Consider the following 12797-nt stretch of genomic DNA (forward strand, 5'->3'; position numbering starts at 1 on the left):
TAAAAATGTTAGATTATGAAGTTCTACGCTTTATTTGGTGGATTTTAATCGGCGTATTGTTAATTGGTTTTGCTGTGACTGACGGTTTCGATATGGGGGTGTTAAACCTATTACCCGTAGTTGGTAAAAGCAATGTAGAGCGTCGAGTAATGATCAACTCAATCGCCCCTCACTGGGATGGTAACCAAGTATGGCTGTTAACCGCGGGCGGAGCTATTTTTGCAGCGTGGCCAACGGTTTATGCAACCTCGTTCTCAGGATTTTTCCTCGCTATGATCCTTGTCTTAGCTGCGCTGTTTTTCCGTCCGGTAGGTTTTGAATATCGTGCGAAAATTGATGATCAAAGATGGCGAAATGCTTGGGACTGGGGATTATTTATTGGTGGTTTCGTTCCATCAATAATCTTTGGTGTGGCATTCGGTAATTTATTACAAGGCGTACCTTTCCACTTTAATGATATTAATCAGGTAACTTATACCGGTTCATTCTTCGGCTTATTAAATCCGTTTGCATTATTGTGTGGTCTTGTCAGTTTTATGATGTTAACTACTCAAGGTGCAACTTGGTTACAAATGAAAACAACGGGTGAACTGCGTAACAGAGTGAGAGGAATTGCTCAAGTTACTGCGTTAGCGACATTAATTGCATTCTTAGTAGCAGGCGTGTTTTTATACTTTAAAAACGGTTTTGTTATCACAAGTGAGTTAGATCATAATGCGCAGTCATTACTCACAAATAAAACAGTCGCAGTAGAGAGTGGTGCATGGTTTAAAAACTATTTTGAAATGCCGGTATTATTTATTATTCCGGCATTAGCAGTGGTTGGCGCACTACTCACCGTAGTTGCATCAAAAGCAAATAATTCGGGATTAGCATTTTTTGCATCATCAATTATGCAAGCGGGTATTATTTTAACTGCGGGCGTGTCAATGTTCCCGTTCATTATGCCTTCCATTTCTCATCCTGAGATGAGTTTAACAATGTGGGATGCAACAGCAAGTGAAAATACATTAACCGTTATGCTTATCGTTGCCTGTATCTTTGTTCCGCTTGTATTGTCTTATACTATTTGGACTTATATCAAAATGTATGGTCGCCTTGATGCAAAATACATTGAAGAAAAAAGTACAAGCTTATACTAAGGAGAACTATTATGTTTTATGTAACGTGGGTATTTGGTGTTCTACTTGCTATCCTGTTTGCAACGGTCATTACGATCAGTATTGAAAAAACAGGTAAATTTGATGAATAGGCAAGAGCAGGATGATCAATTCACTCTATAACTTAACAAGAAAGGGCTGGGTAAGAGCCCTTTCTTTTATCTCTGCAACCGCGATGTTTCTTATGATTTTGAGCAATTCAATTATTTTTACGAAACATTTCGGCGGAAATATCCCATATTCGGCTGTTTTAGTTTTTTACGGAATGACCATTTTGTGGACTCATGGAATCGGATTTGAGATCAGAACAACTTTATGGAAAACGATATTTCTTCCGTTACTCGGTTATTTGATTGTGATTCCGTCACTTCTTTATATCACTTTAGTTTAATAAAGTAGAATTTATACAAGCTTGACTATTTTTGCTTCTCTGCAAAGGAAAGAGCTTGCACAACAACACTTCTCTCTCTAAAATGTTCGACAATTTTCGCCTGGTTTCTGGGCGTTTTTCGTTTTGGGATATAAATAGGTTTTTGCAAAGTGAAATTTCCTGTCCGAGTTTATTATGAGGATACCGATGCCGGTGGAGTGGTGTATCATGCGCGTTATTTACATTTTTTTGAGCGTGCCAGAACTGAATATTTAAGGAATTTGGGCTTTTCTCAACAAAAAATGCTTGCCGAGTCATTGGCTTTTGTGGTCAAAAAAATGGAAATTGACTACAAGATTGCAGCACGATTAGACGACGCCTTGCTCGTCGAAACGAACTTATTAGAGGTAAAAGGTGTCAGAGTTGTTTTTCAACAACGTTTATGGCGTGATACAGAATGTTTAAGTGAAGCGGTGGTGACTGTTGCCAGTGTAAATTTAACAAAAATGAAGCCAGTCTCAATACCGGATGAAATCAAACAGGCTTTTCAGAAAGTATAAATTTTTCGTATTTTTAATTTGGAGTTTAACTAAATGCCAACTGAATTTAATTTAGTTTCATTGTTTATGGAAGCAAGCATCGTTGTTAAGATTGTTATCTTTATTTTGATGTTGTTTTCCGTTTTATCTTGGGCTGTTATTATTCAACGTAGTCGTATTTTGAGCAAAGCAAAGAAAGATTCTCAAGCTTTTGAAGATCGTTTTTGGTCAGGTGAAGATTTACACCGCCTACACGAAGGTTTAGAAAATCGTCGTGAAGGTTTAAGTGGTTCTGAACAAATCTTCTATGTCGGTTTCAAAGAATTTAACCGGCTACGTCACGCAAATCCGGATTCACCGGAATCGATTATTCAAGGCTCTACTCGTGCAATGAATCTGGCTTTGAATCGTGAGGTAGAAGGATTTGAGAACTATATTCCGTTTTTAGGCACAGTCGGTTCTATCAGCCCGTATATTGGTTTATTCGGTACGGTATGGGGAATCATGCACTCATTTATGGGGCTAAGTGCGGTTAAACAAGCAACTTTACAATCAGTAGCTCCGGGGATTGCCGAAGCATTAATTGCAACCGCCATCGGCTTATTTGCAGCAATTCCGGCAGTAATGGCATATAACCGTTTGAATTTACAAGTCGGTAAATTAGAACAGAGTTATGTGAACTTTATTGATGAATTTACAACGATTTTACACCGTCAGGTTTTTGCCAAAAAATAGGTTTGTGTCGCTATGTTCGGTAGATTGTACTGCCGAAAGAGCTGGTATCCCAATTGCAATTTTTGCAAATTATGGCTCGTAACTGACCGCTTGTAATCGGATTATTGATGGGATTCGTCCCTTATACAGAATAGAAAGAGGAAAATATGTCTTACCGTCGTCGTAAACGTAATGACATTAAATCTGAAATTAATATCGTCCCGTTTTTGGACGTATTGTTAGTGCTTTTACTGATTTTCATGGCAACAGCGCCGATTATTAGTCAAAGTGTTGAAGTAGATTTACCGGAAGATCGTCATAGTCAATCGGTTTCTAATGAAGATAAAGTTCCTGTGATTTTAGAAATTTCAGGTATTGGATTATATAAATTGAAAATCGATGGGAATTACGTCCAAGCCAATCAACAAGATGTTCTTTCGGAGCTAGAAGTTGTCACATACGCCAATGATGCTTTTCAAAAGGATAATAATACGTTATTTCTTGTTGCGGGCGCTAAAGATGTACCTTATGAAGAAGTGATGAAAGGCATTTCATTGTTAAAAGATGCAGGGATCAAATCGGTTGGTTTAATGACTGCAGGTAAATAGTCAGCAAGGATAATGTGTGAAATCTAAAAACGATAGACTAGAACTGGCAGTTATTGTTTCAATTCTATTGCACTTGTTGTTAATCGGATTGTTGGTGCTGGGTTCTCTGTTTACAAATATGATTCAACCGGCAGCGGGCGGCAGCGGTGGTGACAGTGATGCTATAGATGCTGTTATGGTCGATACCGGTCAGGTGTCTGCCGAGTATGGTCGTTTACAAGCGCAAAAACAGGGTGTTCAAGCTAAAGTTGAGCAAAAAGAAGAGCCTAAAAAGGAAGTCGTGGAAGATAAACCAACTCCGGAAGAGGAAAAGATTGTTCAACAGCAAGAAAGAGAGAAAGCGATTGCATTAGCTGAGCAAAAAAAACAAGAAGAAGCACGTTTAAAAGAAGAACAACGTAAGCAAGAGCAATTAAAACAAGCCTTGTTAAAACAAGAACAACAGAAAAAAGAGGAAGAAGCAACTCGTCTAAAAGCTGCGGAAGCAGCCAAATTAAAGGCAGAAGCTGAAGCTAAACGTTTAGAAGCCGCCGCAAAGCAAGCAGAGGAAGAACGTAAAGCCAAAGAAGCGGAAAAACAGAAGAAACTGGAAGAACAGCAGAAATTAAAAGCAGAACAAGAGGCAAAAGCTAAGGCAGAGGCTGAAGCAAAAGCGAAAGCAGAGAAGGAAGTCAAAGAAAAGGCAGCAGCGGAAGCTAAGGCTAAAGCTGAGGCAGAGGCTAAAGCGAAAGCTGAAAAAGAAGCGAAAGAAAAAGCGGCAGCTGATGCGAAAGCGAAGGCAGAAAAAGAAGCGAAAGCGAAGGCCGCTGCAGAAGCGAAGGCTAAGGATGCCGCTAGAGCGCAGCAATTGTTAGACGGTGGTGATATCGGTGGTGGTACAAGTGCCGGAGGTAACCAAAATAAAGCAGGTTCACAAGGAACCGGTAATGCAAAAAGCGTTGGGGATGGTACCGGATTAGATGATCGTGGTTATGAGAATCTGATTAAACGGAAATTGGCGCGTTTTTATCGTGTTGAAGATAGTTTCAGAGGAAGAGAGTGCCGAGTGAAACTATTTATCGAACGCGATGGTCGAATTTCCAATTATCAAGTTATGTCCGGACCGGAAGATATTTGTCGTGCGGCATCAAGTGCTATCACCTCTGCAAGAGATGTACCAAGGGCGTCAACAGATGAAATTTATAATAAATATAAATCTCCTGTTATTCGTTTTAGTTTAAGAGTTCAATAAAACACATAGAGGGTAATGAATGAAATTTAAAATTCATTTTAAAAGTATCTTAGCAATATCAGCACTATTTCTAAGCACTTTTGTTCGAGCAGATGCAGATGTTGTTATTTCTGTTGATGAAGGTGTTAGCTCTGCACAACCTATTGCTGTTGTACCGTTTAAAACAACGGGCGGGGTACCGGCAGATGTTGCACAAATTATTTCGGATGATTTACGCAATAGTGGTAAATTCAGCCCGATTCCGGTAGCGAGAATGAAAGAGCAACCGGGGTCTGTTGGTGAAGTTAATTCGCAAAATTGGACGGATTTAGGTGTTGATACGATTGTTGTAGGGCAGGTCTCGCCGGCCGCAGGTGGTTTTAATATTGCTTATCAGCTTGTTGATACGTTAAGTACGCCGGCGACGGTTTTAACCCAAGGATCATTTAACGTTTCTGCAGCTCAAATTCGTTTAGGTGCACACACTGTCAGTGACCAAGTATTCGAAAAATTAACACAGATCCGAGGAGCTTTCAGAACTAAAATCGCTTATGTTGTTCAAAGAGGAGTATCTTCTTATCAATTACGAGTGTCGGATTATGATGGATTTAACGCATTTACTGTGGTAAACAGTAAAGAACCACTGATGTCACCGGAATGGTCTCCGGACGGTTCAAAACTAGCATACGTTACCTTTGAGAATAAAAAATCACAAGTGGTTGTTCACGATTTACGTTCAGGTAGCCGCAAAGTAGTCGGTTCTTTAAAAGGTCATAATGGCGCACCTTCATTCTCGCCGGATGGCTCGAGAATTGCATTTGCATCAGGTCAAGACGGTTTATTAAATATTTATGTGACAGGTGTAGGTGGCGGTACACCTAAACAATTAACAAGCGGTGCAGGTAATAATACCGAACCTAGTTGGTCTCCGGATGGTAGTACAATTTTATTTACCTCCGACCGAGCAGGTACGCCGCAAGTATATCAGATGGGTTCATCTGGGGGTGGCGCAAGCCTTGTAGGTGGTAACGGTAGTGGTAAAATTTCCTCAGATGGCAAAAATTTAATCATGGTTTCGGGTGATAAGATTGTAAGACGTGATTTAGCTTCAGGTAGCACGGAAGTTTTAAGTTCAACGTTTTTAGACGAGAGTCCGAGCATTTCACCAAATGGCACTATGATTATCTATAGCTCTACCAAAGGTGTGAGTAAAGTGCTACAATTAGTCTCTGCAGATGGCCGTTTCAAAGCTAATTTGCCGGGAGCAGGTGGTCAATATAAATTTCCTGCTTGGTCACCGTATTTGACTAAACAATAATTCTTTTTGGAGAAAACAATGAAAAAACTAGCTAAAGTCTTAATGATCGCAGCTCCAGCTTTCGTTTTAGCTGCATGTAGCAGCTCTAGCGATAACGCTAATGCAAACGCAGCAGGTGTAAACGGCCAAACATTTGGTGGTTTATCTGTTCAAGATTTACAAACTCGTTACAACACTGTGTACTTTGGTTTCGACCGTTATGCAGTTGAAGGCGAATACCAACAGCTTTTAGATGCGCATGCAGCATACTTAGTATCTTCTAAGGGTAAAGTAACTGTTGCAGGTCACGCTGACGAGCGCGGTACTCCAGAGTACAACATCGCATTAGGTCAACGTCGTGCAGATGCAGTGCAAAGCTACTTAGCAGCTAAAGGTGCTACAAACGTAGCAACAGTTTCTTACGGTGAAGAGAAACCGGCTGTATTAGGTCATACAGAAGCTGACTATGCGAAAAACCGTCGCGCAGTATTAGAGTACTAATTCTGATTTAGACTTTATGCCATAAAGCCTCGAGATTTCTCGAGGCTTTATTTTTTACAGCATGAAATCTGTTTATCGACAGAGTATTCAATTACTTAATTATTTTTTAAGGTTTTTCCGTTAAAATAATGCATATTTAGATCGGTAATAGAAGGGTAAAAGTAGAAAATGCAATTTATTGGTAAAATTATTGGTTTTATCTTAGGGTATAAATTATTCGGCGGTTTTTGGGGCGGATTTTTAGGGTTGTTAATCGGTCATTGGGGAGACAAGAAACTGTATGAATTAGGCAGTGTTTCTTCAACCGTTTTCGGCAAACCGTTAACCCGTCAATCGCTGTTTATGCAAACTACCTTTGCAGTATTAGGGCATGTTTCAAAAGCTAAAGGTAGAGTAACGGAAAATGATATCCAGCTTGCTCGTCAGTTAATGACGAATATGAGACTTGATACGGCAAATCAACAATTAGCACAAAAAGCGTTTAATTTAGGTAAAGAGCCACATTTCCCATTACGTCAAGTGATACACGAATTTCGTGAAGCTTGTGGTCAGCGCAGCGATTTATTACGCTTTTTTGTTGAAGTTCAGATGCAAGCGGCATTATACGACGGGCAATTAGACAGTAATGAGCAACAGATTTTATTTACCATTGCAGAAACGCTTGGAATGTCTCGTTTCCAATTTGAGCAAATGATTGCGATGGTTGCGGCGGCACAGCGTTTCCGTTCCGGTTATTACCAACAACAAGGTTCTTACCAGCAACAAGGATCTTACCAAGGCGGCTATCGCGGTGGTTATCAACAGCACTCCGGCGGTCCGACCTTGGACGATGCTTATAAAGTGTTGGGCGTTATCGCATCGGATGATCAAAATACCGTAAAACGAGCTTACCGTAAGCTAATGAACGAACATCATCCGGATAAATTGGTTGCGAAAGGATTACCGCCGGAAATGATGGAAGTGGCTAAAGAAAAAGCTCAACAAATTCAAGCCGCGTATGATTTAATTTGTAAAGTAAAAGGATGGAAATAATGGAACGACGCTCACACATTGTGCCGCTTTTTCTTGCGATTGTGATTATTGTAATTTCTATTTGGTCAGGATTAGCACCGACGGATCGCGCCGTATGGTATGCGGAGGTGGCGCCGATTTTTATTATTTTTGCTTTATTGTTATTCACTTATCCGAAATTTCAATTCAGCGGATTCGCTTATTTTTTAATGTCTTTGTGGATGATCATGCATTTAATCGGCGCAAAATATACTTTTGCAAATGTTCCTTTTGAATGGGCGAATCAGTTCCTTACTCCCATTTTAGGCGAAGATCGCAACCATTATGACCGCGTAGCGCATTATATTATCGGTTTTTATAGTTTTCCGATGGCAGAATGGCTGTTACGTAAGCGTAAATGCGGTATGGGAGTCGCTTTCTTTTTCTCATTATTTTTCATCATGTCGGTAGCGGCAGCCTATGAGATTATTGAGTGGCAATATGCGGTAATTGAAGGCGGGAATGCAGGTGTTGAATTTTTAGGTTCTCAAGGCGATATTTGGGATGCGCAAAAAGATATGTTGGCGGATACGCTCGGTGCATTGACGGCACTGGTGATTTATCTAATCGTTCGACCTGATTTACGTTTACGCAGTGTTTATTAACAAGCGGTCGGCATTCGTGGAAAATTTACCAAAACGCGTTATTTTAGCGCCGATGCAAGGCGTATTGGATCCTTTTGTGCGCCAATTATTAACCTCGGTGAATGAGTATGATCTCTGCATTACGGAATTTGTACGTGTAGTCGATCAAAAATTACCTAAAAAAACGTTTTACCGCCTTTGTCCCGAATTACATCACCAAGGTTACACGCCTTCAGGTACACCGGTTCGAGTGCAGATTTTGGGGCAACATCCTCAATGGTTGGCGGAAAATGCCGCGCTAGCCGTAGAACTCGGTTCCCATGGAGTTGATTTAAATTGCGGTTGCCCGTCCAAAACGGTGAATGGCAGTAACGGGGGCGCGATGCTATTGAAACAGCCGGAACTGATCTATCAAGCAACCAAAGCAATGCGTGAAGCAGTGCCGGCTGAACAGCCAGTTTCTGTAAAAATCCGTTTAGGTTGGGATTCAGCCGACCACAGTTTAGAAATTGCGGATGCGGTACAACAAGGCGGAGCAACGGAAATCGCCGTTCACGGCAGAACCAAAACAGATGGTTATCGAGCCGAACGAATCAATTGGCAGGCAATCAATGCAATTCAGAAACGATTGACAATTCCGGTCATTGCAAACGGGGAAATCAGCGATTTTGAATCTGCAAAAAAATGTGTGGAAACGACCGCTTGTTACGACGTAATGATTGGGCGCGGTGCGTTAAGTATTCCGAACTTAAGCCGTGTGGTGAAATATAATGTTACTAAAATGGCGTGGCAGCAAGTGCTTCAATTGCTGTATCAATATGTAAATATCGAAAATGAATTCGATACTGGATTTTATCATGTTGCACGAATCAAGCAGTGGTTACGCTATTTGGATAAAGCATATCCGGAAGCCGTTGAATTATTTGAGATATTAAAAACTGAACACGGTTATGACGGTCTAAAAAGGCATATTACTGACGCTGCCTGTGCTGCCGAAACAGCAAGGAAATAATATGGAAAAACGTATATTTACTGAAGAAGAGACAATGTCAACCATTTATCATCAGCCTAAGCAAGAGTTTGTGGATGCGGATGTGATAGTCGACGAGGATCCACAAGAAATCAAAGCGGAATTAATTATCGAGGAGAGTCTTAAACCATCCCGTTTTGGGATTCGCTTATTGCTTGGCGCTTTGGCTCTGTTCGGTGTGGCAACCATTGCCCAATCGATTCAGTGGTTGATTGATACTTGGCAAGCCAATCAATGGATCTATTTTGCTTTTGCCGTTGCTTTTTTCGGTTTGAGTATGGCGGGAGTCGGGGCAATGATTTCAGAGTGGCGGAAGTTACGCTGGCTGCGTAAACATCATCAAATGCAGCAAGCCAGCCAACAATTATTGCTTGATAACCAACTTACAAGCGGTGAGAAAGCGACAACATTTTGCAAATCGGTGGTGGACGGTTTAGCAAAAACGCCGATGATTCAACAGGCGGAACAGCGTTGGTTAAGCCAGTTGGACGAAGCCTATAACGGCAAAGAGGTGCTTTATCTGTTTAGCCAAAATGTGCTTTCGCCGTTAGACAGTCAAGTGAAAAAGCTGATCAGTAAAAGCGCTTCGGGAAATGCGCTGATTGTGGCGGTCAGCCCGCTTGCCGTCGTGGATATTTTAATGGTTGCATGGCGTAATATTTCGTTAGTTAATCATATTACCCGCGCCTACGGAATGGAATTAGGTTATATTAGCCGTTTAAAATTATTCAAAATGGTATTGACCAACATGGTGTTTGCCGGTGCGACAGAAATTGTCAGTGATGTCGGAATGGATTTTTTCTCACAAAATTTAACGGCTAAGTTATCGCTACGTGCCGCACAAGGTATCGGTGTAGGGTTATTAACCGCAAGGCTGGGCATTAAAGCAATGGAATTTTGCCGTCCGGTAGCTTTTCAAGCCAATGAACGACCAAAACTTTCCGTTGTCAGACAGGAGTTGCTCGGGGTAATTAAAACGACCCTGTTTACAAAAACTACGGAAAAAGAGAGCGAAAAAGTTCGCTGAATTTCAGGTTTGTGGTATATTTCGTCGCCCGATTCGGGAATCAATATCAGAGGATTATGTATTATGAAAAAGTGGATTGTTATTATTTTAATTGCAATCGTTGTCGGTTTAGGCGGCTTAACTTTAACCAGCTATAACAGTTTGGTGAAAGCCGAGGAAGATATTAAATCGGTATGGGGCAATGTGGAATCTGCCTATCAACGCCGTGCAGATTTAATTCCAAACTTAGTGAATACGGTAAAAGGTCAAGCCAATTTTGAACAAGAAACCTTGACCAAGGTCATCGAAGCGCGTGCAAAAGCAACGCAAACGACCATCGACCCGACAAATGCGACCGAAGAACAGATGGCACAATTTCAACAAGCACAGCAAGGGTTGAATTCGGCGCTTTCACGTTTACTGGTGAGCGTAGAGAAATATCCGGAATTAAAAGCACACGAAGGTTTTTTAAATCTTCAAGCACAAATTGAAGGAACGGAAAACCGTATTAATCTTGAGCGTAACAATTACAATGAAGCCGTGAAAGAGTACAACAAGCAGGTACGTCAAATCCCGACAAAATTTGCGGCGGTTATTCTTGGTTTTAAAGCGAAGCCTCAATTCACATCAGAAGCTGGCGCAGACAAAGCTCCGGTCGTTAATTTCAATTAATGATCAAACAAGCGGTCGGAAATCGCCTGCAATTTGCAAAAAAGGACGACAATCGGACCGCTTGTTTCAATCGTTTTCATGAAATGGAGGAATAATGGGATTATTCTCGATATTCGAACGTAAATTGCCTCTCGATACACAAAAGATCGAAGAGGCAATTTCGCATTTGGAAACAAAAACCTCCGCAGAAATGCGCGTGGTGGTGGAACGCAAAGCGAAAAACGTGACATCCGCAATCGAACGGGCAAAAGCGTTATTTGAAGAACTTGATATGTACCAAACCGCAGAACGTAATGGTGTGTTACTCTATCTTGCATTCAAACCGCATTATATTGCTGTGATTGGCGATGAAGGTATTCATCAAAAAGTGGGAGAGGAATTCTGGCAATCTATCTATGATTCGATGAAAACGAAATGCCAACAAGGCGAGTATACTCAAGCGATTTGCGATGGCATTGAGCAAGTGGAAGTTGTATTAGCACAGCATTTTCCGCTTTCACCAAACGATAGTAACGAATTATCGAATGAGGTGATCATCAAATGATGAAACGTATTTACTCGACTTGGCTGATTTTTTTATTTGGCTTTCTCAGTTTATCTGTATGGGCGAATTATCCGGATGTACCTAAGTCTTTTCGGTATGTTTCGGATTTTACGCAAACCTTAAGCCAACAAGATAAGCAAACATTAGAAAGTGCATTAATTGATTATGCCCAAAAAACAAGTTCGCAAATTGCAGTGGTCATCGTGGCGACAACCAATGGTGAAGCGATTTCTACTTATACCCATACTTTATTCAATCGATGGGGAATCGGGCGTGAAAAAGAAGACAACGGTGTTTTGTTATTGATTGCGAAAAACGATCGAAAACTGTTTATTGCAACCGGGCGCGGTTTGGAAGGGGCATTACCGGATGCGATAGCTTCTTCGATTATCCGTAATGATATCACTCCATATTTTAAACAGGATCAGTATGCACAAGGCATAGCTAAAGGGCTTTCATCCATTATTGCGGCAACGCAAGGGGAATATGCTCCGGCGCCTGTAGAAAATGATGAAAATACTATGGAAGATTTTGAAATCTTTTTAATTGCCGCCGTAGCTATTTTTATTGTTTTCTCAGCAGTGAGCCGAGGTGGTGATACTTATATCAGCCCTAGCACTGCTGACCGAATTATTCGTACAACAGCGGGCGCTATGCGCAGAGGGCGATCCGGCAGTGGTTTCGGTGGCGGATTTGGTGGCGGTAGCCGTGGTGGCTTCGGTGGAGGAAGCGGTGGAGGCTTCGGCGGAGGTAGTACCGGAGGTGGCGGTGCCGGTGGAAGCTGGTAACGCGCTTTTCTTGTCATCAAATAAAAAACCTAAGAGTATTCTCTTAGGTTTTTTGTCATTTTGAGTTGATTGAATTACTTCGTTCCGAAGATTTTGTCACCTGCGTCACCTAGACCCGGAATGATATAACCGTTTTCATTTAAATGGCTGTCAATGGCTGCAGTATAAAGTTCAATATCAGGATGAGCGGCTTCTAAGGCTTTAAGCCCTTCCGGAGCTGCAACAAGCACTAATACTTTGATATGTTTACAGCCGGCAGCTTTTAATAAATCAATGGTGGCGATCATGGAACCGCCTGTCGCTAACATCGGATCGACAATGATTGCCAAGCGGTCTTGCACATCGTTAGCCAATTTTTGGAAATAAGGTACAGGCTCTAAGGTTTCTTCATTACGATAGATGCCGACAACACTGATTCGTGCGCTTGGGATATGTTCAAGTACACCGTCCATCATACCTAAGCCAGCACGTAAAATCGGGACAACAGTGACTTTTTTACCCTTGATGCGATCAATTTCTACCGGACCATTCCAACCTTCGATAGTGACTTTCTCTGTCTCTAAATCCGATGTGGCTTCATAGGTTAGCAGACTGCCCACTTCAGTGGCTAAAGCGCGGAAATCTTTAGTGCTGATATCACCGGCTCGCATTAAACCGACTTTATGTTTAACCAGCGGGTGTTTAACTTCAGTAATTTTCATCTCAATCTCCTGTTATCTGTAAA

Annotated in this window: 17 protein-coding genes; 16 read left to right on the forward strand and 1 reads right to left on the reverse strand. The window is 41.4% G+C overall.

Annotated features, from left to right (window positions below):
- Positions 1–5 precede the first annotated feature (5 nt).
- The 16 genes from cydB to ACEYJ7_RS06360 all read left to right on the forward strand — a co-directional run bounded on the left by cydB (position 6) and on the right by ACEYJ7_RS06360 (position 12073).
- Entirely contained in the window at positions 6–1142 is a 1137-nt protein-coding gene (cydB, locus tag ACEYJ7_RS06285; protein WP_373778226.1) for a cytochrome d ubiquinol oxidase subunit II, read from the forward strand.
- Between the two features lie 11 nt (positions 1143–1153).
- Positions 1154–1252, forward strand: a complete 99-nt coding sequence (locus ACEYJ7_RS06290; RefSeq protein WP_373778227.1) for a cytochrome bd oxidase small subunit, CydX/CbdX family — start codon at positions 1154–1156, stop codon at positions 1250–1252.
- An 11-nt stretch (positions 1253–1263) separates the two neighbouring features.
- Positions 1264–1551, forward strand: coding sequence for a cyd operon protein YbgE (gene ybgE, locus ACEYJ7_RS06295; protein WP_373778228.1), 288 nt, complete (start codon positions 1264–1266; stop codon positions 1549–1551).
- A gap of 149 nt (positions 1552–1700) precedes the next feature.
- A complete protein-coding gene (ybgC, locus tag ACEYJ7_RS06300; protein WP_373778229.1) occupies positions 1701–2090 on the forward strand; it encodes a tol-pal system-associated acyl-CoA thioesterase in 390 nt (129 codons plus the stop codon).
- Positions 2091–2123: 33 nt separating this feature from the next.
- Positions 2124–2804, forward strand: a complete 681-nt coding sequence (gene tolQ / locus ACEYJ7_RS06305) for a protein TolQ (protein ID WP_373778230.1) — start codon at positions 2124–2126, stop codon at positions 2802–2804.
- 146 nt (positions 2805–2950) lie between these two features.
- Positions 2951–3391, forward strand: coding sequence for a colicin uptake protein TolR (tolR, locus tag ACEYJ7_RS06310; RefSeq protein ID WP_373778231.1), 441 nt, complete (start codon positions 2951–2953; stop codon positions 3389–3391).
- A gap of 16 nt (positions 3392–3407) precedes the next feature.
- Positions 3408–4622 carry a cell envelope integrity protein TolA gene (tolA, locus tag ACEYJ7_RS06315; protein WP_373778232.1) on the forward strand — a complete coding sequence of 405 codons (1215 nt, stop codon included), beginning with the start codon at positions 3408–3410 and terminating at the stop codon, positions 4620–4622.
- A 19-nt stretch (positions 4623–4641) separates the two neighbouring features.
- Positions 4642–5919, forward strand: coding sequence for a Tol-Pal system beta propeller repeat protein TolB (gene tolB / locus ACEYJ7_RS06320; RefSeq protein WP_373778233.1), 1278 nt, complete (start codon positions 4642–4644; stop codon positions 5917–5919).
- Positions 5920–5937: 18 nt separating this feature from the next.
- Positions 5938–6399: a peptidoglycan-associated lipoprotein Pal gene (gene pal, locus ACEYJ7_RS06325; RefSeq protein ID WP_373778234.1), complete on the forward strand. Its 462-nt coding sequence runs from the start codon at positions 5938–5940 to the stop codon at positions 6397–6399.
- A 168-nt stretch (positions 6400–6567) separates the two neighbouring features.
- The gene (gene djlA, locus ACEYJ7_RS06330; protein WP_373778235.1) at positions 6568–7431 is read left to right on the forward strand and encodes a co-chaperone DjlA; all 864 of its coding nucleotides are present in this window, start codon (positions 6568–6570) and stop codon (positions 7429–7431) included.
- Positions 7431–8054: a DUF2238 domain-containing protein gene (locus ACEYJ7_RS06335; protein WP_373778236.1), complete on the forward strand. Its 624-nt coding sequence runs from the start codon at positions 7431–7433 to the stop codon at positions 8052–8054. The genes djlA and ACEYJ7_RS06335 overlap by 1 nt, the downstream gene beginning before the upstream one ends.
- A 16-nt stretch (positions 8055–8070) precedes the next feature.
- A complete protein-coding gene (gene dusC, locus ACEYJ7_RS06340; protein WP_373778237.1) occupies positions 8071–9045 on the forward strand; it encodes a tRNA dihydrouridine(16) synthase DusC in 975 nt (324 codons plus the stop codon).
- 1 nt (position 9046) lies between these two features.
- Complete coding sequence (locus tag ACEYJ7_RS06345; protein WP_373778238.1) at positions 9047–10090, forward strand: YcjF family protein; 1044 nt, start codon at positions 9047–9049, stop codon at positions 10088–10090.
- A 63-nt stretch (positions 10091–10153) separates the two neighbouring features.
- A complete protein-coding gene (locus tag ACEYJ7_RS06350) occupies positions 10154–10741 on the forward strand; it encodes a LemA family protein (RefSeq protein WP_373778239.1) in 588 nt (195 codons plus the stop codon).
- Positions 10742–10835: 94 nt separating this feature from the next.
- Entirely contained in the window at positions 10836–11285 is a 450-nt protein-coding gene (locus tag ACEYJ7_RS06355) for a TPM domain-containing protein (protein WP_373778240.1), read from the forward strand.
- Complete coding sequence (locus ACEYJ7_RS06360; RefSeq protein ID WP_373778241.1) at positions 11282–12073, forward strand: YgcG family protein; 792 nt, start codon at positions 11282–11284, stop codon at positions 12071–12073. The genes ACEYJ7_RS06355 and ACEYJ7_RS06360 overlap by 4 nt, the downstream gene beginning before the upstream one ends.
- Positions 12074–12147: 74 nt before the next feature.
- Here the strand turns inward: ACEYJ7_RS06360 and upp are convergent, their stop codons facing one another.
- Entirely contained in the window at positions 12148–12774 is a 627-nt protein-coding gene (gene upp / locus ACEYJ7_RS06365; protein WP_373778242.1) for a uracil phosphoribosyltransferase, read from the reverse strand.
- Positions 12775–12797 lie beyond the last annotated feature (23 nt).

The organism is Glaesserella sp. (assembly GCF_041814905.1).
In the GTDB taxonomy this organism is placed as follows: Bacteria; Pseudomonadota; Gammaproteobacteria; order Enterobacterales; family Pasteurellaceae; genus Glaesserella.

Excerpts from the sequence above, each read along its gene's own strand:
- cydB (WP_373778226.1), top strand. The coding sequence starts at position 6 with ATGTTAGATTATGAAGTTCTACGCTTTATTTGGTGGATTTTAATCGGC.
- ACEYJ7_RS06290 (WP_373778227.1), top strand. The coding sequence starts at position 1,154 with ATGTTTTATGTAACGTGGGTATTTGGTGTTCTACTTGCTATCCTGTTT.
- ybgE (WP_373778228.1), top strand. The coding sequence starts at position 1,264 with ATGATCAATTCACTCTATAACTTAACAAGAAAGGGCTGGGTAAGAGCC.
- tolQ (WP_373778230.1), top strand. The coding sequence starts at position 2,124 with ATGCCAACTGAATTTAATTTAGTTTCATTGTTTATGGAAGCAAGCATC.
- tolR (WP_373778231.1), top strand. The coding sequence starts at position 2,951 with ATGTCTTACCGTCGTCGTAAACGTAATGACATTAAATCTGAAATTAAT.
- tolB (WP_373778233.1), top strand. The coding sequence starts at position 4,642 with ATGAAATTTAAAATTCATTTTAAAAGTATCTTAGCAATATCAGCACTA.
- pal (WP_373778234.1), top strand. The coding sequence starts at position 5,938 with ATGAAAAAACTAGCTAAAGTCTTAATGATCGCAGCTCCAGCTTTCGTT.
- djlA (WP_373778235.1), top strand. The coding sequence starts at position 6,568 with ATGCAATTTATTGGTAAAATTATTGGTTTTATCTTAGGGTATAAATTA.
- ACEYJ7_RS06335 (WP_373778236.1), top strand. The coding sequence starts at position 7,431 with ATGGAACGACGCTCACACATTGTGCCGCTTTTTCTTGCGATTGTGATT.
- ACEYJ7_RS06345 (WP_373778238.1), top strand. The coding sequence starts at position 9,047 with ATGGAAAAACGTATATTTACTGAAGAAGAGACAATGTCAACCATTTAT.
- ACEYJ7_RS06350 (WP_373778239.1), top strand. The coding sequence starts at position 10,154 with ATGAAAAAGTGGATTGTTATTATTTTAATTGCAATCGTTGTCGGTTTA.
- ACEYJ7_RS06355 (WP_373778240.1), top strand. The coding sequence starts at position 10,836 with ATGGGATTATTCTCGATATTCGAACGTAAATTGCCTCTCGATACACAA.
- ACEYJ7_RS06360 (WP_373778241.1), top strand. The coding sequence starts at position 11,282 with ATGATGAAACGTATTTACTCGACTTGGCTGATTTTTTTATTTGGCTTT.
- upp (WP_373778242.1), bottom strand. The coding sequence starts at position 12,774 with ATGAAAATTACTGAAGTTAAACACCCGCTGGTTAAACATAAAGTCGGT.